This is a genomic window from Chryseobacterium sp. TQ-BC-N36, from assembly GCF_058382295.1.
Window position 1 is genome coordinate 1,737,370 of record NZ_CM178175.1, and the last position, 25,327, is coordinate 1,762,696.

Consider the following 25,327-nt stretch of genomic DNA (forward strand, 5'->3'; position numbering starts at 1 on the left):
TTATTTTTAGAATTTTGAAAGATGAAAGTGATACAGGGATCTTTGCGATCGGCAATGATGACCCGTCAACTGAAAACGGCACTTATATTATGAATACTACGACAATCAGCATACAAAAAAGGTGGAGACAGGAGATTATCATCTTCTGCGCGATGTATGTTCTTACAATGCTCCATGAGTGGTTGTTTATCAATTCGCTGGAAAATTTCTTAAAAGGCCTTGTCTTTTTTGTCATCCTGTATGTACAGGCTCAGATCCATCGATTTTTTATCTTCAGGTTTTATCTGCTCAAAAAATATCTCAGCTATATTTTTTATTCGTTGGCTGTTATCCTGGCAGGGGCATCTGTTCTCTTTATAGCGAACATCTATTGGATACAGCCTGATTTTTTTGAACCAGATGAGCTGGCACTCAGTTTTCTCTATCATTTCGTGATTTGTATCATCAGTACAGCAACCATTATGGCCCTGTCGCTGATGCAGAGTTATGCTTTGGAAGTGCAGCGAAGAAGTATGGACCAGATCCTGCTCAATGAAATGAATCTAAAATTTCTCCATGCCCAGCTTAATCCACACTTTTTCTTTAATATGCTCAATAATCTGTATGGAGTGAGCTTAACCGAACCGGACCGTACTCCGGGACTTATTGTCAAACTATCAGAGCTGATGCGCTATCAGATAGAAAATGGCAACGTACCTAAAGTTTCCATGGCTGATGAGGTCAATTTTATCCGGAATTATATTGACTTAGAAAGGGAAAGGATCGGTAAAAGATGTGACATACAGTTTATATGCAATCACTCACCGGAGGAAATGAATAATTGGCTGATATCGCCCCTGCTTCTTATTATTCTGGTCGAAAATAGCTTTAAACACAGCCAGAACCTATCCGATTGGTTTGTTCATATTCACATTGAACTAAAACAGGATGAGTTACTGATGACCATTGAAAATTCGCTTGCAGATGAAAAACTTAAAAAAACCTCTACACAGGTAGGTCTCAACAATCTAAAACAGCGATTATCGTTTATTTACAATGGGAAGTTCAGCCTTAATGAAAAGCAGTCTGAAACAAGCTATGAAACAACACTTTTAATCCCACTTCAAAAACAGCTTATATGAATCAATTAAATTGTATTATTATAGACGATGAAGAAGGTGCCCACCGCGTACTGGAACACTTTATCAGCCAGTTGAAGCAACTTCAGCTAAACGGATCTTTTTACACCGCTGTAGAGGCGATGGAATATCTGTATAACAATCAGGTAGATATTATGTTCCTTGATATCAATATGCCCGGTTTAACCGGAATGGAAATGCTGGAAGCGATGTCCAATAAACCTTTTGTTATCCTCACAACAGCCTATAAAGAGTATGCGCTGGAATCCTATAAATATGATGTGGTGGATTACTTGGTCAAACCATTTGATTTTAAAACCTTTCTTTCGGCCATTGATAAAGTAATTAACCGCCTGGGGACTCCTAAGAGAAATTTAGAACAGAATAATCCCGATGCCCACCAGCTAGTACCAAAGCCGGATCACCTTGTTTTAAAAGTTGACAATGAAATCGTAAAACTGGATTTTAGTACGATATTCTATACGCAGAGCTATGGCAACTATGTGAAATTTTTCACGGCTGGGAAAATGTATATGAGCCAGATCACAACACAGGAAGTTGAAAACAAACTGGATCCCGAACTTTTTGTCAGAATCCATAAATCTTATTTGGTCGCACTGAATGAGATTTCCAAAATTGCCGGTGGCGAACTCTTTTTAAAAAACGGAACGATTCTTCCGATAGGAAAGTTCTATAAAAAGAATGTGATCGAACGTATGAAAAGTTAGACCCATTCTTTTTTTAATAGGGCAAACTGCAGGGTATTTTCATATCGTGGTGATCCGTCATCATTATGTGTAAAAGAGATATACTCAAGAAATAATCCTTCCTCACGCATGCCCAAGCGTTTACACAATTGCTGTGAACGAGTGTTGTAGTCCTCGACATAGCAGTATATTCTTCTTGCATTTTTACGATGAAAGAGATAGTTAAATAAGCCCTTTGTCGCCTCTGTTGCATATCCCCTACCTTCAATCTTGGTATTGAAATGCCAGCCAACATTGTAGGTATCCCCCTCTTTCATCGCAAAAAGATGTCCGATCAACATATCATCTTCTTTCCTGCAGACTGCGAACTGGGATCTATCTTTGCTTTTCTTTCTGACATCAGCTATGGCCTCCTGCATACCAGAGAGCTTTTCTTCCAAAAAACAATTTACGCGAGGATCGCTCATATAATCCAGGAATGCTGCCGCGTCGCGCTCGCTGAATCGGCGAATGACCAGTCTTTCAGTAAGGTATAATGCCATAAAACTACTATTTAATTGTTTTTCTATTTTACTAAAACTGCGTTTCTTTGCTTTTCACTAAACTTACAAATCACCAGATAAAGGGAAATGCATAGGTTTATAAACGATAAATAAAAAACGGGCTACTGCTACTCAATTATTTTCTGAAGTAGAATGCCAGAGCAAACCAACAACAGAACAATCAAAAATACATCATAATGTTTTTGCGATATCGATCTCCATAAATTGTATTTTTGGTTGAAGATGATACCTGATACAGCGGAAACGTAGCCGATAATCCCTCCTATCGTAACATCCAATATGTAATGTGCCCCAACCCGCGTTACAGAAATGTCCGTGGAGATTATGATAAAAACCAATATCCATACCAATTTCTTCAATTTGCTTTTCGGCATAAATACTATTAAAACAATTATTAGTGTGGTAAATACGGTAATTGCATGGCCCGAGGGAAAAGTGATCCGTATCTAATATTGCCGCAGGCCTCGGAACACTAAAAAGCCATTTTAATACAAAGCAAAGTAAACCTGAACTCAATGATCCCAACAATAGCGCACCAAAGATCCTTGGCGTAAGAATGAGCAGAGACGAAAGAACAGAAAGAATAAGAAGCGCATCTCCAAAGTACGTGAGATTTTCCATCCATTTGGGGTAGTTCGAGAACACCAAATTAAGTTTCAAAAATACCTCTTTTTGAACGGCAATATAGTTGTCGGCCGTCCAGGCATTATTGACAGACAGAAACATCATTAGTATCACCAATAACAGTAAGAGTGCATAAAAGAACGACAATTTTACATTTTTAAAATTTCACTCAGTTAAATTATTCATAAAAAAGAAGATCAGTAATTACTAGAATATAAACACGAGTTCGCATTGTTTACTTTTTAACACACATCACTTTATTGATAACCAGTGGTGCCGCCAAAAGATCGATATCATGGCTTTATACCATATATTTTTGCATCCACAGCTGATCATATTTATCTTTAAACTCCCTTAATCCACGCGTATTTCTGAAGTATTTATTTTTACTATAAAGAAAATGTATGGTTGTTCCGATAACGCCTTTTTTACTGTCAAAACCTGAAAGCGGCGCCAGTCCCATATTTAACATCTCATACCCCTCTTCCCAGCAGTATTCTATAAAGCAGAGCAACAGCACATACATATTCCCGGCCGGGGCCGTATGGATTTTCCGGATCAGGTCATAGGTCGCTTCTTTAGGGGCATAATTGGGGATGATGTTTAAAAACGACAAGATTTTACCATTTTGGTCTTCCAATGAGGCTGTCTCAAAAGGTAAACCAACGCTGTGAGAATTCCTTAAATGACAAAAGTTGTCAGACAGGATTCCGAGAGAGGGGGGACTTTTGAGACAGCCTCTATTTCTTACTTTTGACTCATCAAACATCCCCTGAGAAAAAACGCGCTCGCTTATTTTCATGTACAAATCAATGACAAACCAATTGGAGTAAGAAAATTAAATGACAAACGTACCAGTATTCTTGTCAAAATATTCTCAGGTAAAATCATCGATATAATAACTGTAAAACAAAATTTGGAATTCGGGCAATTTCCAATTTCATAAGTTCATGCGGGAATTCTCTCTTTTTTTTAAAAATGGGATAATTATTCACGTTACTCCTGAAAATGCTGACGCTTTTATTTACAGCTTTTTTGCTCTTTCAGACTATCGGAATACTCACATAAGCTTTTTTTCTGCTCACTTGCTCATTTGTTTTTTTTTTTTCCTTAAAAAAGAGACAACTTGTACCTGCTTATCGGTAACGGCGTCCCGTAATAGTAAAAGAACGCCATCTGAAAAATATTAGCTTATGAAAAAAATTTTAACAAAAATCTTTAGATCATCAGAATCATTTTTAAGAGTAGGAAAAACAAGTCTTTTTATTTTATGGGCTGTATTCTGCAGCAATGCTTTAAATGCTCAGCTTGTCCCTGTAAATCCTTCAGGTACAATAGTAAAAATAGAAAGACGGGATCAGTCATTTTCAGCCAACGATCCTGGATATGTTCCTTCTACAGTATCATTGGAGTTTAAAACAGGTACCATAGTAGAAAGCAAAAGCTTTATCCAAGGCCAGATGACTGCTCAAAATTTTTTACTTCCGGATGTCTTTACGACCATTGGACAACCACCTGTTTTACGTACTTTTAAGGTCTACTTCTCTAACCCTGGATTAACCAGCAGATATTATCCGATTCCAACGGCCATTGAAGGTTCTACTACAATTATTCCCGGATGTTGGTCACCGGAACTTGATGCAGGTTTATTTCATTATGGAGGTCCTAACACCACAAACCATGTTAATAGCTTTGGGTATGGGGTAACACTTACCCGTAAAGCTGCAACCCTCTATTATCTGCACTGTACAAAATACATATGTGCGTTATGCGATACTAACCCATGTTCTCCTATGATTTCAACTTTTAGTAAAAATGCGACTGAGCAGAACAAGGCTAAACTCTATCCTAACCCAAGCAGCGGATTTTCGGAGCTTGAATATACTGCTTCAGGAAACGAGACGATCACTGTCATGGTTACTGATATAGCTGGCAAGACAGTATATGGATATAAGACAGATATTGCTTCCGGACTAAATAAACTACCAATAGATATTCAAAATGCAGTTTCAGGAAATTACTATCTTAACTGGCGTTCCAGCAACGGAAACGCAGGATCGCTACAGTTAATAAAAAAATAAATATATCACGGTAAAAACTGATATTGATGAAAAAGCGCACTTTGGTGCGCTTTTTCAATAAATTAAGTTAACAATATACTTTAATGCACCAATTTAATTTCAATAGGATTTTTATGAGAAGAAGATATTATGATGTTTTTGTTTATGAGAAAATTATCATATATAGGTAGACAATTTTCTGATTTAATTTTATAACTTAAATACCATTCAACACCTTCAAAATATTATCTATATCTACTAATAAATGGTTTGTATAGAGTACTGTCAAGTTCACAAACAGCCAAATGGCTCCAATTTAATCCAAATTGAGCCATTTTTTTTATTTTTTGGTGTCAGATTAATCTTTTTTAGAGTAATAAAACTTGATCTGAATTATTACAGGATCACTTCATAATTCGATGTCAAATGATAGGCTGTACATCATGTGAAATTTTATTTTATTGTTCAAAGCTAATATTGCAGTCAACGTACATCATATTGAATCGTCAATGGACCAAAATTAAGATCACGAAAAGGTCTTTCCTGTAAACATATCAATATCAGACGAAGTAATTATGGGATTTGCACCTGCTTTACTTGCTACAATAGCACCCACAGCGCTGGCAAAATCCATAGCCTTATCCGGTTTTCTATTCGATAACAATTGGGCGATCAAACTCGCCAGAAACGAATCACCTGCACCAACGGTGTCACCTACTTTTACCGGATAACCGCCGTGTTGATAGATTTTATCTTCCCATAATAGTAATGAGCCGTGCTTTCCCAAAGTGACACAGACAGAACCTGTATTTGTTTTTTCAGAAATGAAACGGATATTTTCTTCAAGATCATCCGATTTAAAACCTAACTCAGCGGCAATTTCCAGGATTTCTTCATCATTAAATTTAATGAAATCGGCTTTATTCATCAATTCTTCCAGAAGCCCAATGTGGTAGAAAGGTTTTCTCAGATTAACATCAAAAACCTTGAACATTCCAGGGTTGGAATCCAATAGCCTGAAAAGCGTGTTTCTTGAAGCATCATTCCTGCAGACAAGGCTTCCGTAAAAAAAGACATCGGCATTTTTAACGATATTCAAAGTATCATTATTGGTTTCAATAAAATCCCAGGCAGACGGAAATTTGATTTCATAAGTTGCAGAACCACGCTCGTTCAATGTTACCTGGACAATACCCGTATCATAATCCTGGGTTGTCATGATTCCACTGGTATCAAGTTGATTTTCACTGACATAGTCACAAATCACCTTTCCATCCTCATCATTTCCAACAGCACTTATCATCGCCACTGGAAATCCGAAAGACGCCGTTCTGAGTGCCAGATTGAGCGGAGCACCACCAATTTTCTTTTCTTCTCCAAACACATCGAAGAGCACCTCTCCGAAACTGACTGCATTTATTTTTTTATTAAGAAACATTAATTAAGGATTTTTGACATTAATATTACTGAATGAACTGTCCGAAGAACCAAAAATACTCCATTTTTTGTTAACAACATCGTACACTCGATTGCTGAACGCCAACTTGTCATTCACATAGACCACACAAACATCATTGCTGATGAAAACCGTTACATTATAGTTGGTTCCCGAGATTCCGGACAAAGGATAAGCATTGGCAAAATCCTCACTTCCGCCGTTCATTACATAACTTGCTATTCTGTTGGAGGAAGGTTCGAATGCAATTTTAAAACCATTTTTTCCGTCATTATCCTGCGCCAGAATCAATCCTGATTTTCCGTTAGCATAAGCGTTCAACGTAAAGCTTATTTGATTTGCTTTCTGAAGTTTCCCAAACATCACTTGCGAATTGGCAGACAAATTAAAACCGTTACCATTTTGAGAAGCATTTCCTATAGTTTTATCTACAGAAAGTGAAGCACTTTGTCCAAATACAGATTGCAAGGTAGAAATAGGTTTTACCGCCAACTTTCCATCCTGACTCTGAACTAATTGATGTGCTACAAGATTTCCCGCCCAGTCTTTTCCACCAGTGTTGCTTTCAGGAACTTTTCTTGCAGTCCAACCTACCAGATAACGGTTGGCATTGTCCGAAACACTTTTTGCAGCGTAGAGATAAGAGCCGTCCAACCGGTCATTCACAGGTGTAGTCCACGGTCCGTTTGGCGAAGTTCCGATTCTGTAATGTGTTCCGGTATTGTTACTCCAATTTTCGGAGAAAAGAAGATACCAGTAATTGCCCATTTTGAAAAGGTCGGGACATTCCAGCATAATGTAATTTTCTGAAGAAGTTGTCGTGTAAATCGGGTTTTCCACCGTCCAGTTTCCGCTGGCAGGATTAGTTGTTGTAAATTTAAGAACAACCGCTTTTTTAGCCGAAGTCTGTGCAGAAACCAGCATCCAGTATTTTCCATCCTCAGCATTGAAGAAAACATGCGGATCGCGGAATTCATAATCATAATAACCAGCCGGAGCAGTGATTTTAAAATTCTTCACTTTCGTCCAGTTTTTCATATCGGTACTTGTTGCCAAAAGCACACTTTCCCTCGGATTACCCGCTAAAAACGAAGCAATTGCATTGTGCCCTGTGTAATAGTAATAATACATACTCCCGACTTTCACCAGACTTCCCGTTCCTACACCAAAGTCCGGTTCGGAAGCTGTTCCGTAGGGAATTTGTCTCCCTTGATAAGTAAAATCCTTAAAATTGGTCGTCTCAAAGCTGTGAATATCGTGAAATCCTTCGCCTGCAGGTTTGGTTTTAGCATCATGAAGAAAGAAAAGGTAGAATTTCCCGTTTTCGTAATATGGCATTACATCACCAACATAACCTGCTGTGTAATAGGGATTAGTGTTTCCCATCCATTGATTGGGCGGTTGCGGAAAGATGTTCGTCTGTCTGAAAATATCATCCGGATTCACATCAGCCACCGAATCCTGATTCTGGCAGGAATAAGTTGCTAAAGCCATCACAGCGGCTAAATATATTTTTCTGATTGTCATTGATTCTGATATTAATGCGTTACAAGATAATTAAGGCTGTTCTCCGTGATTTTTTTGATGTTATCCAAAAATCCGTTCGGCTGGCTTGGTGTTCCGTTCGAGGTTTCGTTGTACCAGTCGTAAGCACCCATTGAAATAGTGATACACTTTTTATTGGCAGTTCCACCTGGAAATTCGGCCACGGCAACACGTCCGTCCAAAGTATTGTCCCAGGCTTCACTGGCCAGGTTATTTCCTCCTGTCTGCGTTCTCCATCCGGCACCGTTCACATAGCCGCCCCAATCCGGCAAGAACCACCACGCGGTGTGATTCAATCTGAATGTTCCTTTCTGAAGGAAATTGGCTTTCCCGGATTCGTAGGTCAGGAGTCCATCAAAAACAGGGTGCGCTTCGTTACCTTTGAAGGAAATTCCCCAATCGTTGTTCGCATCTACAAACCCGTTCGGTAAGAAATCCCCGAAAACATTATTCGGACCTTTTCCCGAAGGCACAATCCCCAAAGCATCCACATATTGAGCAGCAAATCCCGTTAACAGGATATTTCCGCCCGCATTCAGATAGGTTTTGATTTTGGAAGTTACATTTGCATTCAATGCATCACCCGGTAAAGCGGTAGCCGAGTCAAAATGCCACCAAATCACATTGATGCCCGTCAGATTCGTTGTACCACTCGCCACATCTGCCATTGAAACATAAACTGCTCCGGAAAATTTTCCGAAAAGCCAGTCAGAAGCTGCAATTTCATCAGGATTGGTAAGGCCTGTTCTGGTTGCTGCCGTTCCGAGGAATGCGACTGTTGGCCCAGAAACCGGAGTGGTTACTTTTGCCGTGTAGATTTCAGTCAGATTCGCATTGGAAACAGTAAATTGTACAGGGCTGCCGAAATTAATCGTAGTTCCTGATGCAGGATTGATGCTTACTCCGCTTGCCATTTCTATTACAGGCTGCAAGGCAGTAAGATTCGTTCCTTCCGGCATTGTGAGTGAAATCGTCTTGCTGGAATGGTTGATAGTTGCCGATAATCCGTTAATTTTAAAACTGATAATCGGAACCTGAGCCTGAACCGTCACCTGATAATCTTTATAAATATTACCATTCTTTACTCTGAATTTGACAGGCTGCGAAAAATCAATTACAGTTCCCGAAGCCGGGGAAATCACTGCACCTTGCGGAATTTCTATTATTGGCAATAAGGTTTTTACACTCGTTCCGTAAGGTAACGTTACCGTGATTTTATCATTTTTATTGTCAATGTCTCCAGAAACGCCGTTTACTTTAAAGGAAGAAACATTCACCGAAACATCTGTTACCAATCCGTCTTCTATATTGTTGTCACAGGACCAGACTAACATAGCAGAAACCAGCCATAGAAAAAATATTGGAAGTTTATTAAATATTGTTTTCATAAATCTTTAGTTTTAATAACCGTTATTTTGCTTGTACAATCCCTGGCTGAAATTGATCTGAGCCAATGGAATCGGGCAGTATTCTTCAATTCCATGGTCAAATCCTGCCTGGGAATAGTAAGATCTTTTCGTTTTTTCTCCGGAATAATAGGTATTCATCGTACCTGCTGCAGTTCCCCATCTCACAAGGTCGAAGAAACGGCTGCCTTCCATTGCAAATTCCATTCTACGCTCCCATCTCAAGGCTTTTCTTGCAAAATCCTGATTCCAAGTACAGTTCACACCCGGTTCATATTTGCTGATCAGATTGTTTGAAGTGTAACTTCCGGTCAAAACGGTGCTGTTTGCTGCACGTTGTCTCACCTGATTAATCAATGGCAACGCTTCGTTGATCTGTCCAAGCTCTGTCAACGCCTCAGCTTTCATTAGCAACACATCGGAATAGCGGATGATGATTCTATTTTTAGAGTTGCCATAAAAAGGGTCAACATTTACGGTACAGCCACAGCCAACCGGTACATTTTCTTTTAATGAAGCATAATAACCATAAGTTCCCGGGCTCCTGTTCCAGCTTTCCTGATAGATTTTGTTTTCCTCGTATTTCCAAGGCAATCCCGGCAAAGCAACCGTGTGGTAAAGTCTTGGATCTACTTTGTAATTATTGAGCTGATTGTAATTCAAATCCGTGTCATTATACGTATCGAACATTGGCAGACCTTGAGGCGTTGTCTTGAAAGCGTTCACCAGATTCTGGCTTGGTTTGTGGAAATCGCAGCATCCCAAACCTTGCGGCAGAGAAAGCACATCCCCATAATTCAGTCTTCCGAAAAGCGTTCCGTCATTGTCAGAATATTGAATTGAGAAAACCGATTCCGGACCATTTTCGTGCGTTCCCGGGAGAAAATTGTACCCGAAATCTGATTCAAGAGTATAATTTCCGATCACCTGATTAGCCGCATCAATGGATTTCTGAAGTGTTGCCGGATTGATCTGAGTTACTGTATAATTGTCGTCCTGCTCATAGGCCTGGTACAATCGCACTTTTGCCAAATATGCATAAGCCGCACTTTTCTTTGGTCTTCCGACTTCGGATTGCGTTGACGGCAAATCGGCGGCAGCATCTTCAAAATTGGAAGCAATGGCATCCCACAATTGCTGGTCGGTTTTCGCACGGTTGGAGATTTTCGGATAATCGTCAATTGGTGTATTTTCATCCACGTAAGGCACATATTTGAAGAGGATTTTCAGCATAAAATAAAAATGTCCTCTCACGAATTTCATCTCGGCAATACGTTTCTTCTTGTTCGGATATTGCGCTTCAGAAAGCTGGTTAAGCGCTGCAATTGCTTTGTTGCATCTTCCGATTCCCACATAATGCAGATACCAGAGACGGTCCAATTCACCAAAGTCCGAACGGATATTGTTGGAAATTTCAAAAAAGTGAAATGCTTGGATATCATTGGTTCCGCTTCCGCCTTTGTAAGCATCGTCAGAACGCACATTTCCGTACGGCCAAAGGCTGAAAGGCGTGTCGTAATGGTCGTTTCCAAGTGCTGCATAAGCTGCGATCACAAAACCGTCCACATTTTCCGGCGTTACAACATCGGCTTCGGAAAGAACGCCTCTTGGCTCATTGTCCAAAAAATCGTTGCAGGAAGTTGTTCCCAACAGAAATGCGCAGGCAACTGTTAATAGTATATATTTTTTCATTGTTTTAATATTATTTTTGATTTTTTTTGTCTCTCGCTGATTTCGCAAATCGAGCAGATTTTTTTAATCAGTTTCATCTGGATAATCTGCGAGAATTTATTCAAATATTATAGTGATAAATTAACTCCAAAATTGAACGTCAGCGGAAGCGGATAACCGAAAGCCGGCGTTTCCGGATCAATACCCGTGAAGCTTTTGGATTTGATGGTCAGAAGATTCTGTGCGCTGATGTAAATCCTGAAATTGGTAAGCTTGTACTGCTCCAACACATTTTTAGGAATACTATACCCTAACTGTAAAACCCTTAGTTTCAGATAACTTCCGTTCTCTACATAATAAGATGAAAATCTAGACTCTGCATTGCTGTCCACCGTTGTCAATGCAGGAATATCAGAATTCGGATTCTGTGGCGACCATGCATTGAGCAACCTCGTTCCTTTATTGGAACCAACATCATCCACACTCCAGAAATCGGTCTGGTATTTTTTAGAATTAATGACATCCACATCGCCGATGCCTTGCCAGAATGTCGACAAATCGAAGTTTTTATATGAAAAGTTAAGATTAACGCCATACATAAATCCCGGATTCGGATTTCCGATCCATGTTCTGTCTTTGTCATCAATAATTCCATCATTATTTAAATCGGCATAACGAATCCTTCCCAATCCTTTGCCCGGTTGAGTAGCGGAATTATCTACTTCAGCCTGCGTTCTGAAAAGTCCGTCGGCAACATATCCATACATTGAATTGATCGGTCTTCCGAGAATATTATCCGTGGTTCCGTTTCCGCCATAATTGTTGATAACGGATTGTGGTAATTCCGTGATTTTGTTCCGGTTCATTGAGAAATTTCCTGAAATCTCGTATCCGAATCCGCCGGAAGTCTTATCCTGATAACCCAAAGCGACTTCAATCCCTTTATTTTCCATAGATGCGCCGTTGATCCAGCGGTTTCCACCTTCGCCAATTACGCCCAGATAGGGAGGTAAAACGAGAATATCTTTGGTTGCTTTTTTATAAATATCCACGCTTCCCGTCAGTTTCTGATTAAAAAATCCGAAATCCAGACCTAGGTTGGTTTGCGTGGTAGTTTCCCATTTCAGATCATCATTTTTAGTTTGTGTTGCAATGAATCCTGAAGGCAATAAACCGCTTCCCACTCCAGAAATATCATAAGCCGTTCCGTAGGAAGTTGCCCAGGTCGGATTTCCGCCTGCATAATTAGCAATGTAAAGAGAATATACTGCCGAGTTGCTGATTTCCTGGTTTCCGGTCTGTCCCCAACCTGCTCTCAGCCTCAAATCTGAGAAAAACGGAATCCATTTCTCCGCAAAATCTTCCTTGTTGATTCTCCATCCAGCCGAAAATGCCGGGAATGTTCCAAAACGGTTGTTCTTCCCGAATCTTGACGAGCCGTCATAGCGCACCGTTGCAGAGAAGAGATAACGATTGTCATAATCGTAAGAGAATTTTCCGAAGTATGACAGTAAGCTGTAATAGGTAGAACTTCCGCCATTGAAAGCATCACCGGTTCCAGCCTCAGGATACATATAATCCGGCGTCTCTATCAGAAATCCTTCTTTTCTGAGCCAGGTGTTGTTGAATGTTTCTTTATACATTTCCATACCACCTAGCAAATCGAAGTGGTGATTTCCTGCTTTGGCGGTGTATTGAGCCGTGTTGGTCCATGTCCATTTTTCAGTATCGGACTGGTCGATATTTACCGCATTGGTTTTGTTTTGAAGATAACCGGAAACATAACTTCTCTGTAACATTCTTTTATAATAATTCGAAAAATCAACACCGAAACTTGACTTCAATGTCAAATTTTTCACAGGCTGTAATTCGGCATAGACATTTCCGAAAAAACGCTGGTAACGGTAGCCGTTGTCTTTGTTGTATTCCAAAAGACGGACAGGATTCTGACGGTCATTCATCCCGCCAACCGGACCACCCCACCCGATTCCGTCCACAGTATGAACAGGAATAATGGGCAACGCTCTCAAAGCCGGATCAAGAACACCCGGATCCATCAATTCGTTGGTTTTATTGTACGTAAAATTTTCCCCGATTTTTAATTTACCATCGAAAAAATTATAGGAAGTGTTCACACGGGCAGATAGTCTTTTGAAATTGGTCAGCTTTACGATACCGTCATTGTCATAATAACCCATTGAGAAGAAGGCAGAACCTTTGTCCGAAGCACTTGAAGCCGAAACATCCAAAGAATTGGCAACACCGGTCTGGGAAACCTCATCATACCAATTGGTATTGGCAGATTTGATGGTTTTTGCCGCATCCAGATATTCCGGAACGTAGCTGTTGTACAAGGTCGGAACACCGTTCTGAACGCCCCAGTCGAAGCTGTAGCTCAGGTTATTATTGTTCGGATTCAGACCGTCATTGATATTAGCCTGCCAGAGCACCTGTCCGAATTGTTTTGCGTTGAGAACAGGCGTTTTTTTCGCGTATTGAGAAAAAGCAGTATAATAATTCAGGTCGATTCTCATCTTGCCTTTTTTTCCTTTTTTGGTGGTAATGATGATCACACCGTTGGCCGCTCTGGAACCGTAGATGCTTGCGGAAGAAGCATCTTTCAGTACCTGCATCGTTTCGATGTCGCCGGGATTCAGTTCGTGCATTCCTGCTTTTGTTGGTACACCGTCTATGACATAAAGCGGGTCGGTATTGTTCAGTGTCCCGACACCACGAATCAGGACTTTGGTACTTCCTCCTGAAGGCGAACCATCGGCGGAGATATTTACCCCAGCTACTCTTCCCTGTAGTGATTTGATGGGATTCGGTTCCGCCTGTTTGTTAAGATCCTTCATATCAACAATGGAAACTGCTCCGGTGATGTCGGCTTTTTTCTGCTTGGTATATCCGGTCACCACAACTTCGTCGATATTCTTTACCTTATCGGCTGCCAGAATGATGTTGAGGACAGTTTTTTCATCCACCACCACTTCTTTCGTAGTATAATCGGGATAGGTAAAAACCAGCGTGTTTCCTTTCTTCAAATCATTGATCTGAAATGTCCCGCTGCTATCAGTCGTTGTAGTAGTACCCGTTTCGGAAACAGTCACGGTTACACCACTAAGCGGTTTCTGATTGGAAGACAGCACCTTTCCTTTCACAATTTCCTGCGCAAAAATGTAGGAAAACGGAAGAAGGCAAAAGGCGACTGCAATTTTATATTTCTTCATATCATATAGTTTTAATTTTAATTGATTGTCTACGGAATGTTCTGCACTGTTATCTCTTATTTAATATTAAGCTGATGTGCATTAATATTTAATGAGCTTTCTTTCGTGTCTGTTGAGATAGTCAGTTCGGAGAAATGTTCGTTCGGGAAGAAGATTTCGGTCATTACTTTTTCGCCATCGTTGAAGAAGATTTCAATCGAAGTCTTGTCGATGACCAGTTTCATTTTTGCTTCGGAATAGATCTGATTCAAAGGCGCTTTGGTAACCGGCGTGGCGTAATGGTTTCCAAAACCTGTTTTCCCTGATTTGGAACGATCTACAAACAATTCTTTTCTTTTATTATCAATTCCAAAAATGACTTCTTCACCCAAAGAATTTTTCAGAGAAAAGCTATAAGTTCCGGTAGTCATTTTCTTTAAATTTAAATCGAGAACTGCTTTAGTCAGGTCAATTTCTGACGGACTTATTAATTTATTTTCAGCCTTCAGATTGATTTTTTTCCGGATAGATTTCCCTTGATAATTTTTCAGTCCGGCAACCGGAATATTTTTAAGGAGATAGCCGTCTTTTGTTTTTTTGAGTGAAACTTCCCTTGCCATTGTCGTACTGCTTCTCCACGCTTCCGTAGGAACTTCCTGCGCATATTCCCAGTTGCTCATCCAACCGATAATCACCCGTTTTCCCTGCGGAACATTATCAAATGAAACGCTGGCATAATTGTCTTTTCCCCAATCCAGCCAGGCTGCTTTTTCTTTCTGAAGCTGTTTTGTGAAATATTCATCAATCTTAAAAGTTTTCCCGTCAAAGTCACCGACAAAATATTGCCCTGCAGAACCATTATTCGGTCCGCCTGGATTGATATTGACGATCAGAACCCACTTTTCTTCATTGGTGCCTTCTACTTTTAACGGAAATAGATCTGGGCATTCCCAAACGCCGCCGTGACCGCCCAGATCTTTTCCAAATTCGGATTGGAACGCCCATTCTTTCAGGTTTTTTGATGCGTAAAAGTGCGTTCTGTCCTGAGCCGCCAAAACCATAATCCATTGCTGTCTTTTGCTGTCCCAAAATACCTTTGGATCACGAAAATCACGGATTCCCGGGTTTTTAAGAACAGGATTTGCGCTATATTTTGTCCAAGTTTTACTATTATCCAAAGAGTAAGCGATTCCCTGAGATTCCACATCTATCTTACCGTCTTTTTCACGGTTGGGATTGTGATAAGTATACACTGCAACGACAGGATTATTTTTGGAATCCCCGAAACCCGAAGTATTATTTTTATCGACCACCGCACTTCCTGAGAAAATGTATCCCAAATCATCCGGATAAAGAGCAATCGGCTGCTCTTCCCACTTGACAAGGTCTTTGCTTGTGGCGTGTCCCCAATGCATCGGTCCCCATTTGTTTCCATCGGGATAATGCTGGAAGAACAGGTGATAAACACCGTCTTTGTAATAAAGCCCGTTCGGATCATTCATCCATCCTTTTTTGGGGCTGAAATGGAAATTGGGGCGGTAAAGCTGCTCTTCCTTCTCCGAACCCGACTGAGCGTTGAGATTCGAAAAAAAGACAGAAGCGACAATTAAACTTGATATTATTTTTTTCATTGAATTATTTTTTCTCGAAGATTTTTGAAGGGTTTATTCTTTTGTAAGTGTTTTGCTTAATTTTTCCAGTGATACGCCTTTTGTTTCCGGCATCATAAAAATCACAAATAACAGCTGGAATACCATTGCGATCGTAAATACCAGAAATACCGTTCCGGCGCCAATCGTAGAAAATAATGTCGGGATAAGTGACGGAATGATCGCTGCCAAAACCCAATGCGTAGAGCTTCCGAATGCCTGTCCTGATGCGCGGAGATGGTTCGGAAAAATCTCGGAAATAAAAACCCAGATCACCGTTCCCTGTCCGATGGCGTGAGAAGCGATAAACAGGAATAAAAATACAGGAATCGCCAAACCCGACCAATGGAAATAAAATGCCATAGAAACCAATCCTAACGAAATGATATAACCGATAGAACCAATATACATCAGGGTTCTTCTACCGACTTTGTCAATAAGATTAACACCAACCAACGTGAAAACCATATTAACAACTCCAATTCCGATACTGCTGAGAAGTGCTGTTTTCTCGCCCAATCCAGCCTCACCAAAAATTCTCGGTGCATAATATAAAAATGCATTGATGCCCGACATCTGATTGAAAAATGCGACAAGGAAAGCGAGCATCAACGGAAAACGATATTTTTTCATAAAAATATTTTCCTTTGGCGCTTCGGCATGATCGTCTTCCATCTGAGAAATGAGTAGGTCAGAATCCTGATCCGGATTTACGATTTTAACTACATTTTTAGCTTCGTTTATTCTGCCTTTGGAAACGAGCCATCTTGGGCTTTCCGGAATTATAAGCACACATAAGGTGTAGATACTTGCCGGAATTGCCTGAACACCAAGCATCCATCTCCAGTCGTTATCTCCGATTCCACTGAGTAGATAATTGGATAAAAAGGCTACCAAAATCCCCAAAACAATATTGAACTGATACAATGAAACCAATCTTCCGCGATCTTTTGCAGGAGCGATTTCGGAAATATAAGCCGGCGCTGCAATGGTAGATGCTCCAACGCCCAAACCTCCCATAAATCTGAAAAATGCGAAAATATAAGGATCATTGGAAAGCGCTGTTCCGATTGCTGAAAGTGCGTATAAGATGCCGATTGCTAAAAGTGTTTTTTTCCGTCCGAATTTGTTGGTTGGGATTCCGCCAAAGATGGCTCCGATAACGGTTCCCCACAATGCCATTCCCATTACTACCGCACCGTGGAATGCGTCTGAACTCTGCCAAAGCGCCTGCAGTTTTTTATCGGCTCCGGAAATCACCACCACATCGAACCCGAAAAGAAATCCTGCCAAAGCCGCAGTGACAGACCACATCAAAATTTTATTCATATATAGATATTTATTATTTTTTATTGATCAAATGAAATCGCTTACTCTTATTGATAGTTGCGTTTACAAATCATAGCGATTTCATCTGTTGAAAAATATTACTTTGTTTGTGGCTAATATATCCCGGGACAGGAATGCGAAGGTCTAATTATGTAACAAAATATTTCGTCAAGGTTAATTATTTGTTAACTAAATTTAATTAACTGAAAATCAAAATTTTAAAATTGATGTAATTTCAAAATATGATAATAATGTTTCAAAAATGTAACACCATTCTATAAAAATGTTACGTGGATTATTAGGACTTTTAGAAGTATGAACGAATTTTAGTGTGGGAAGATTGACCGAAATTTGAAGTCGGTTTTTTGGAAACTACGGCTTTAGTTTTTATAAGATGAATACTTCGAGCAAGCAATGCATCATTGTGCAACCGAACAACGAGATCTATTAGTGCTGACAACGATATCTCGTTCGCACGGATATTGCTACTCTATTCGGGAAAGAAAAGAAAAGATATACAAGGATTAATTACTCCTCACCAACGCTCTTCCTAAATACATTCGGAGAAACCCCAAACTTATTTTTGAAGACCGTGGAGAAATAATTCGGGGAAGAAAAGCCGGTTTTATAAGCAATTTCGGAAATCGTCAGTCCTGGATTTTGCAGCATCGATTTTGCCTGTTCAAGGCGGATATTGTTGATGTAGTCGCTTACATTCACATCAAACATTGCCTTGATTTTCCTGTAAAGCTGGATTCTTGAGATATTTAGTAAATCTGCAAGATTTTCCACTGAAAAATCGGGATTATCAATATTGGTTTTGATGATCTGATTCAATTTGTTCACGAACGTCTGCTCCATACTTCCGAAGGATTTACTGTCAACGATTCTGCCAATGTTGTTGGTGTAATAATAACGGAGTTTTTCGCGGTTGTAAAGTAATGAACGCAGCGACTGTGTCAGGATCGGATAGCTGAATGGCTTCGTAAGATAAAGATCAACCCCGGATTTCAGTCCCTGAAGATAAGATTCCTTATTGTCCAAAGCCGTAAGAAGAATAACCGGAATATGAGATGTTCTGAGATCATTTTTCAGGATTTCGCAGATTTCAAAGCCGTTTTTTCCAGGAAGATTCACATCGCAGACAATGATGTCGGGAATCTCGCTTAGCGCCTTATCAATCGCATCCGTACCATCGGAAACCATCACATCAAATTCCGTCTGAAGCTTATTGCTGAGGAAAAACGACAAATCCGAATTATCCTCCACCAAAAGCAAAGAATACCGATCACCTGGATTTTCCTGATTTTGCATAAAACTTCCTTCTTCCACCACGCCGAAAACACCATCTTTTGCCAGCGTTTCCGCATCCATAACACTCGGTTCTTTTATCATCTGATCTTCATTGAAATGCTTGTTTCCTTTGTAAAGACTGATGATAAATTCCGTTCCCTGAAAAGAACTCACCTCAATTTTCCCGAGATGAAGCTCCACAAACTGACGGCTGAGATGAAGCCCAATTCCTGAACTGTTTTTCCGGTTGTTGGAACCTTTAAAATAGGGTTCGAAAACGTTGCGGATCTCTTTTTCCGGGATTCCTATACCGTTGTCTTTGAAGCTGATAACCGCCTGATTTCCTTTTTCCTGAATTGTAATTTCAATTTTTCCATTGTCCGGCGTGAACTTAAAAGCATTTGACAAAAGGTTAAAATATACTTTATCCATCAGGTTTCTGTCAATATACAGTTCCAGATTTTTGTTTGCGGAATGGATTTCAAACTTAATAATCCTTTTTTTGGCCTCATTTTCAAAATCCCTGAAAATGCCATAAGTGAAATCGTAGATATTGGTTTTGGAAACCCTTAGATTGAAGGTTTTATTTTCTATTTTTCTGAAATCCAAAAGATTATCCACCAACCTAAGCAAACGGTTTGAATTTTTATTAATCAGTTCCAGCTCATAAGACGGCTTTGTCCCTTTGCTTTTAAAAGTATCTTTCAATGATTCCAAAGAACTCAAAATAAGCGTTATCGGCGTTTTGAATTCATGGGATAAACCCGTGAAAAAGTTTACTCTTGCTTCATTACTTTCCTTGAGTTCATTGGCAATGGTTTCAATCTGATTCCGCTGAATCGTCACACGTTCGTTGGTGAGGGTAAGCTGTTTATTTTTAATTTTAATGGTATAAATCAGATAAATAGCATAGGCAATCAGGCAAAACATCAGAATCAAAAGAACAACTGACCAGCGGAACAATTCTCTTTGGGAAGAATAGAGTTCGGTCTGCTTTTTCACGGCATTCACCTGATTTTCGATAACGCCCTGCTGTTCGATGATCTTATCGAACTGGTTGCGCATAATTTCAGCATTCAGCCTGTCGATAATGGTTGTACTGAGCTTAATTCGTTTCGGTGGAATTTGCCCGTTGTAGATTTTAATAGCAGTTTCAATGGCTTCCGTTCCGCCGGTAGGATAAAGTAAAGTGGCATTCAATTTACCGTCCAAAACCATCTGGATTCCACCGTCTTTGGTATTCAGACCATCCACACCGATAAATTTGATTTGATTTTCCACACCGGCGTTTCTCGCTATTTGCCAGGCTTGCGTTGCTAGTTGGTCATTGAAAGCAAAAACATAAAGAGCCTGATTTCCCAATGAATCCAGAGTTTTTCTGAATGCTTCAGCCGGAAGACCTTTGAAGGTTTTTATCAGTTCTGTATTGGAATTATTTTTAATAGTATGCTGCAAACCCAGACTTCTTTCCGTAGTGGGCGAAGAATTGTCATAGCCTTTTATTTCAATGACTTTTTTTAAATTTTTAGAATCCGAGATAATATACTGCGCTGCTTCTTTGCCAATTTCCACATTATCAGCACCGATGTAAGTTGCATATTTATCCGAATTGATTTTTCTATCCACCAAAATCACAGGAATTTTTTTTGCAAAGGCTTTTTCCACGACCGGAACCAGCGAATCGGGATCAATGGGTGAAATAATGATGATATCCGCTTCATTATCTATCATCTTCTGAATATCCCCGATCTGTTTCTGAACCGACCCTTCTGCTTTACTAATGCTTAGCTGTACCTCAGAATGCAAAGACGCCTGAATCTCCATGGAATGATTCATAGCCTGTCTCCAGGGATGATTTCCCAAACCTTGCGAAAAGCCTATATTGATTTTATCCGATTTTGCTGAAGCATCCTTGCAACCATGCAAAATCATCAGCAACAAAAATAAAACGGTACCAACTTTGGGAAAACCAAGCGTTCTAAAAACTTTTTTCGTGGACATATGAACACAATATTAATAAAGATGTTTTACACCTACAATTTTTGGTGAGAGTATTTTATGCTAATTGAATATTAGGTTATTTTATCAGGGTGTTCCGCTTTACCAGAAAACAGAGACAAGAACTGCTCATTGAATCAAGATTTCTGTTAGGAAATAATAATTATTTTCAGGCATTTAACTTTATTTGAAGACCGGAGAAAGAGCATCAACTTCTCACCATCGGAAGAAATGCGTTTGAAGATGCTTTTGATGAAATAAGAAATTTTGACTTACTACGAAAATTATATAGAGGTTCTGTTTGGATAACATTTATTGAAATTTTATAAACATCAGATTAAAAGACGGAATGTTATATCGTAGTATTTTTCAAGTACTTTTATTTAAAGTACAGTATTGATTAAGTAAAATAATAATATAAAAAACAATAAATATTATTATTTATCGATAATCTCAATAAATTCATTGATTGCGAATGTATCAACTTTTTGAGCTTTAGATTTATCTTTCAGATTTATGAATTTTTCATAATGCTTTTTTACATCGTTTACACTCGATGCGTAAATTTTAATCTTTGCCCCACAGTTTAGACATTCAAAACTAGCTCCAGCAATTAATGCTTGCAGATTATAGGTAATAGGTCTTCCACATGACGGACATGGTAAAGTTTGATCTACTCTCATGGTCTAAAGTTTTATTATAAAAATATTATTAAAAATTTGTATATATTTTTCACTAAGTTATCAATTTTAAAATAAAATCGATCCATAAAATGCAATATCGTAAGTTCTTATATATTATTCTTGCGCTAAGTTATAGTCATACCAAAGAAATGTCCTATTAATGCTGTTACTCCCATAGCAACAGTTCCCCATAAGCATATTCTTAGCACAGCAATTCCTATTTTTGAACCTCCTGTTTTAGCTGAAATTGCCCCTAAGATCATTAGGAAAATAATTGAAAATCCGTATTGGAAGTATACCATTTCCTTAATCGGAGCAAAAAGAGAAACACCAAAAGGTAATAATGCTCCTAAAGCAAATGAACCCAAAGATGCAAATGCAGCCTGCAAAGGTTTTGCCTGAGTAATTTCATTGATTCCCAATTCATCGTGAACATGAGCAGCCAAAGCATCGTGATTACTTAATTCAATGGCGACCTGTAAAGCAGTTTCTTTGCTTACACCTCGCCTTTGATAGATTTTAGCTAATTCTCCTAACTCCACTTCCGGCATTTCTTCAAGTTCCCGTTTTTCTCTTAAAAGATCAGCTTTTTCTGTATCCTCTTGTGAGCTAACTGAAACATATTCTCCTGCAGCCATAGACATCGCTCCTGCAATCATTCCTGCTAATGCAGCAAGAATAATGGTATTTCTATCGGGATTAGCTGCAGCAACACCAATTACAATACTTGTAGTAGACAATAATCCGTCATTTGCACCTAAAACCGCTGCACGAAGCCAACCGACTCTATTGACATAATGTTTTTCCAATTGATGATGCATAAGCTTATTTTTTTGTTAAAAAATGACTTACCAAAGATCTTTAGCAAGTCAAATTTAAACTGATTTTATTTAAATCTCAAATTAAGGGAAAGATTATCTGATTTGATTCTATTATAGAAGAAAGTATAATACTGAAAAACAATCAGTTTCTAGATAAACAAAGCCAATTAAAAAGTTTCTTAGCAGAAAAAAAGTCTGTAGTTTCTATTTCACTTGGCTCAAACAAATAAGTAATCTACAATAGTGTTTGAAGACATCCTCGTTACTTGACAAATAGACAAATGGTTCAACTAAAGAAAGTTGTTAACTATTGCCATTGATTAAATTAGCTTTATCATCAAATTTATAATTTACCAGAAAAATTTCTTTTACAATTTTTACTTCATCGCCTTCTCCATCAGCCCAAATAGTGTTACTGTCATCTGCGAAGTATGAGTGTCCTTTATCAAAAATTACCGAATCTGAAGGACAGTACAATGATTCATGCGGTTCCTTATAATCTGTAATGGTCTTGCAATTCAGCTTATCTGAAATAATTTTTGCCAGATACTGTCCCCGTTCTAGCGCATTCTTATCCGGAGTTCCTGCTATTTCAATCATAATGGGAAATTCACTTTCATTTTTAATAAGACTGAAACAAATTGAATGATCATCAAGTTGTTTTGCATCCTCAATTTCCCAAGTGTTTCCCTGATCAAAATAATGAATTTTGCATCCTTTAAAAGTCTCGGATAGAATGCCTTTAATGATGTCTTTCTTTATTTGTCTGTCAATTCCAATTTGTTCCAGCATACTGTCTTGTTTAGTTGCAGATAATGGATTAGGTATTCCAAAAGGACTGAAATATCATTCCATCTTTCTAATTAACACCATTAAACCATTTATGTTTCAACAAAGAATTTAAATGAAGTTTATAGTCATACCAACCCGAACCCTCATAATGTTTTATTAAGTCAAGATTTTTCAGGACTTTCAATATGTCATTATAATTTTCACTCGTTAAATTAATTGATTGCTTCAGAATATTATTTATTGATTTAGAAGCTTCAAATTCCGGTAGAAATTCCGGATACTTTTCTGAATTTGATTGGAAAGACTTACACATCATTTCCATTCTCTTAATTTGCAGTTTTAATTGTTCCTCCGTCATACTTATTTGCATATAAATTTATTGTTTACCCTTTCAAGAATTGCTCTATTATTTAGTACTAATTTCGTTTGCTGTAATACCATATAATGAATGTTCAATGTTTTTTGTTGTCTTTGTAAATATTTGCTTTCAGGGATATTCAAATCCAAACTCAAATTTTTCTAATCTGTCATTCCATAATTTATAACTTGCAAAATATTTGGGCATATTGTTCTTTTCCAAAATTTTTGATTTACTGTCTTGCGGTTGTTCAATGACATAATAAAGTTCTATGTAATTTTTTGTACTGTCAATTGGTGCATAACAATCCCCCAATTTTTCAATAATTTGCTTTTTTGTCAGGCCTAATTTTATTCCTTTTCCTGTTGCAAATGTATCAAAGTTTAATTCTTTAAATTCACCATTGGGTTTATCCGATTTCTGAACTTTAATTATTGAAATCTGGTTTTTACTATCTCCGGGATGTTGTGTTAATGTTAGAATTTCGCCTTTAAGTTTTGAATAAAAACGATAATGGTCTAATGTATCCATATCATTTTCCGAACCAATAATTTTTGTGGCACTTTCTGAATTTCTTAAAATTATTCCGGAAAGTGATACATCAGGCTCATCAAAAATACAATTTGATTTTTTAAGTTTTTCAATCGCTTCAAATTTTAACCTTTCTGCTTTGTCCGGCTCGGGAACAAGTTCAGTTCTTTCATGTTCGCCTTGAGTTTGTTTTTGTATTTTATTGCAGTTATTCAACAATGTTAATGTCAAAATTATAATTAAAGTATTTTTCATTTTTTCTGTTTTGAAGTTTCATAAAGGAGTTTTTATTTTATAAAAAACACTCTTCCATCCCAGGAAAACTCTCCGCCTCGTCCCCATGTCGCATAATAAATAATACTCAAACAAATAATGGAGCTTATCACAATAAGTGGAAGCCAATATTTATTGTTATTTTTCTTCTTGAGCCACCTTGTAATTAAGACATGTCCAACAGTTGCTAAAATAATCGGCGGGAAATAAATAATGTTTCCTAGCCCATGACCAAAGTTCAAGAGCCCAAGCATTGTCAAAACACAAAGTCCAATCAGTATCCACAGAACGATCCTGTTAAGTTTTTTTAAATTCATCTTTATAACTTTCATGTTATTGCATATAAGAAGAGGTTAATTATTTTTTAAGGTAGTAATCTGCTGAAAAATTCTTTCTCCCAATATTGTATCCCCTACGAATTCATCCCATTGACAGGTTGGAGCAAACCATATAAATAAATCTTCCAGAACGGCTTTGTTTCCATTTTCCAATTCAAAAATATGATCTTTTAAATCTTTGTGAAATTCTTCAGCAGAAAAATATTGACCTGAGTATCCGCCTGAAAATTCTGACAACATCCTTTCAGCTTGTCTTAAGCCATTGATTAAAGATTGAGTGTCATTTTTGAAGTCATTTTCCATTTCAAAAGATTTCAACCGGATTTACTTATTCATGAGTTCCTGCAGTTTACGGAAATCACCACAACTTCCGAAATTTCGGATATTTCTTTCAGTGCCTATTATTGTCGCAAGATGACAGCTATAACAGATCTTAGCAATTCCTACAATCTGATCTTTTTTTCTGAAAATAAAGATATCTCTAAATGTAGGAATGCAAAAACTTCCTAAATCGTCATTACATGGCTTTTCGCTGAAAATAGTATTTATTTCTGGGTATCGTTTTTTATCAATATCAGTTTTCTTAAAACCGTATTTTATAAGTTTTTCAGGAAAATCCTCTTGTATTGTTTCAGGATAGTTATTTCTTAATAGTGACAAAAACAAGGAATCTTTTTTACTTATTTTTTTATAGTCGAATGAGTTTTTCTTTCTCTGATATTCTATGTCGGAAATATCTTGAGTACTAATATCTATTGAAAAATAATCAACCTGGTCAAAATCATAAAATGGCAATTCCTGAGCATGAATGGCAGAAGAAAATAATAAAAGTAGAATCAGAATAGACAGTAATTTGAATGAGAATTTCATAAATATTTCAAGGGTAATTTTAATAAATATCAT

The 25,327-nt window shown here is 38.2% G+C and carries 20 protein-coding genes; 3 read left to right on the plus strand and 17 right to left on the minus strand.

What is annotated here, in order from left to right; all coding sequences use genetic code 11:
• The first annotated feature begins 14 nt into the window (after positions 1-14).
• Entirely contained in the window at positions 15-1,121 is a 1,107-nt protein-coding gene (locus tag AC3FI7_RS07820) for a sensor histidine kinase (RefSeq protein ID WP_142724456.1), read from the plus strand.
• A complete protein-coding gene (locus AC3FI7_RS07825; RefSeq protein WP_142724455.1) occupies positions 1,118-1,846 on the plus strand; it encodes a LytR/AlgR family response regulator transcription factor in 729 nt (242 codons plus the stop codon). Before AC3FI7_RS07820 ends, AC3FI7_RS07825 begins: the two co-directional genes overlap by 4 nt.
• Here AC3FI7_RS07825 and AC3FI7_RS07830 read toward each other — a convergent pair.
• The 3 genes from AC3FI7_RS07830 to AC3FI7_RS07840 form a co-directional block, all read right to left on the minus strand.
• On the minus strand, positions 1,843-2,367 hold the full coding sequence (locus AC3FI7_RS07830; RefSeq protein ID WP_142724454.1) for a GNAT family N-acetyltransferase: 525 nt from the start codon (positions 2,365-2,367) through the stop codon (positions 1,843-1,845). The two genes, AC3FI7_RS07825 and AC3FI7_RS07830, sit on opposite strands and share 4 nt — an antisense overlap.
• A 128-nt stretch (positions 2,368-2,495) precedes the next feature.
• Positions 2,496-2,834: a phosphatase PAP2 family protein gene (locus tag AC3FI7_RS07835; protein WP_142724501.1), complete on the minus strand. Its 339-nt coding sequence runs from the start codon at positions 2,832-2,834 to the stop codon at positions 2,496-2,498.
• Positions 2,835-3,313: 479 nt separating this feature from the next.
• On the minus strand, positions 3,314-3,628 hold the full coding sequence (locus AC3FI7_RS07840; protein WP_491461764.1) for a phosphatidylglycerol lysyltransferase domain-containing protein: 315 nt from the start codon (positions 3,626-3,628) through the stop codon (positions 3,314-3,316).
• A 577-nt stretch (positions 3,629-4,205) separates the two neighbouring features.
• Between AC3FI7_RS07840 and AC3FI7_RS07845 the strand changes: the two genes are divergently transcribed.
• Positions 4,206-5,093 carry a T9SS type A sorting domain-containing protein gene (locus AC3FI7_RS07845; protein WP_491461765.1) on the plus strand — a complete coding sequence of 296 codons (888 nt, stop codon included), beginning with the start codon at positions 4,206-4,208 and terminating at the stop codon, positions 5,091-5,093.
• A gap of 505 nt (positions 5,094-5,598) precedes the next feature.
• On the opposite strand, the gene AC3FI7_RS07850 is transcribed toward AC3FI7_RS07845, so the two are convergent.
• From AC3FI7_RS07850 to AC3FI7_RS07915, 14 genes are all read right to left on the minus strand, one after another.
• Positions 5,599-6,510: a carbohydrate kinase family protein gene (locus AC3FI7_RS07850; protein WP_142724451.1), complete on the minus strand. Its 912-nt coding sequence runs from the start codon at positions 6,508-6,510 to the stop codon at positions 5,599-5,601.
• Positions 6,511-6,513: 3 nt separating this feature from the next.
• Complete coding sequence (locus tag AC3FI7_RS07855; RefSeq protein WP_343658885.1) at positions 6,514-8,055, minus strand: glycoside hydrolase domain-containing protein; 1,542 nt, start codon at positions 8,053-8,055, stop codon at positions 6,514-6,516.
• 11 nt (positions 8,056-8,066) lie between these two features.
• Positions 8,067-9,461 (minus strand): DUF4960 domain-containing protein, encoded by a 1,395-nt coding sequence (locus AC3FI7_RS07860; protein WP_343658886.1) that lies wholly within the window; start codon positions 9,459-9,461, stop codon positions 8,067-8,069.
• Between the two features lie 12 nt (positions 9,462-9,473).
• Positions 9,474-11,171 carry a RagB/SusD family nutrient uptake outer membrane protein gene (locus AC3FI7_RS07865; protein WP_142724448.1) on the minus strand — a complete coding sequence of 566 codons (1,698 nt, stop codon included), beginning with the start codon at positions 11,169-11,171 and terminating at the stop codon, positions 9,474-9,476.
• Between the two features lie 107 nt (positions 11,172-11,278).
• Positions 11,279-14,380: a SusC/RagA family TonB-linked outer membrane protein gene (locus AC3FI7_RS07870; protein ID WP_343658887.1), complete on the minus strand. Its 3,102-nt coding sequence runs from the start codon at positions 14,378-14,380 to the stop codon at positions 11,279-11,281.
• A gap of 56 nt (positions 14,381-14,436) precedes the next feature.
• A complete protein-coding gene (locus AC3FI7_RS07875; protein ID WP_491461766.1) occupies positions 14,437-15,990 on the minus strand; it encodes a glycoside hydrolase family 32 protein in 1,554 nt (517 codons plus the stop codon).
• A 33-nt stretch (positions 15,991-16,023) separates the two neighbouring features.
• Entirely contained in the window at positions 16,024-17,337 is a 1,314-nt protein-coding gene (locus tag AC3FI7_RS07880) for a sugar porter family MFS transporter (protein WP_142724445.1), read from the minus strand.
• 528 nt (positions 17,338-17,865) lie between these two features.
• Positions 17,866-20,631, minus strand: a complete 2,766-nt coding sequence (locus AC3FI7_RS07885) for a substrate-binding domain-containing protein (RefSeq protein ID WP_491461767.1) — start codon at positions 20,629-20,631, stop codon at positions 17,866-17,868.
• 434 nt (positions 20,632-21,065) lie between these two features.
• The gene (locus AC3FI7_RS07890) at positions 21,066-21,311 is read right to left on the minus strand and encodes a hypothetical protein (RefSeq protein WP_123277807.1); all 246 of its coding nucleotides are present in this window, start codon (positions 21,309-21,311) and stop codon (positions 21,066-21,068) included.
• A gap of 125 nt (positions 21,312-21,436) precedes the next feature.
• Positions 21,437-22,132 (minus strand): VIT1/CCC1 transporter family protein, encoded by a 696-nt coding sequence (locus AC3FI7_RS07895; RefSeq protein ID WP_142724443.1) that lies wholly within the window; start codon positions 22,130-22,132, stop codon positions 21,437-21,439.
• Positions 22,133-22,435: 303 nt separating this feature from the next.
• On the minus strand, positions 22,436-22,924 hold the full coding sequence (locus AC3FI7_RS07900) for a hypothetical protein (protein WP_491461768.1): 489 nt from the start codon (positions 22,922-22,924) through the stop codon (positions 22,436-22,438).
• Positions 22,925-23,411: 487 nt separating this feature from the next.
• Positions 23,412-24,068: a hypothetical protein gene (locus AC3FI7_RS07905; RefSeq protein ID WP_142724441.1), complete on the minus strand. Its 657-nt coding sequence runs from the start codon at positions 24,066-24,068 to the stop codon at positions 23,412-23,414.
• Positions 24,069-24,439: 371 nt separating this feature from the next.
• On the minus strand, positions 24,440-24,727 hold the full coding sequence (locus AC3FI7_RS07910; RefSeq protein WP_142724440.1) for a hypothetical protein: 288 nt from the start codon (positions 24,725-24,727) through the stop codon (positions 24,440-24,442).
• 21 nt (positions 24,728-24,748) lie between these two features.
• Positions 24,749-25,327, minus strand: a complete 579-nt coding sequence (locus AC3FI7_RS07915) for a hypothetical protein (RefSeq protein ID WP_142724439.1) — start codon at positions 25,325-25,327, stop codon at positions 24,749-24,751.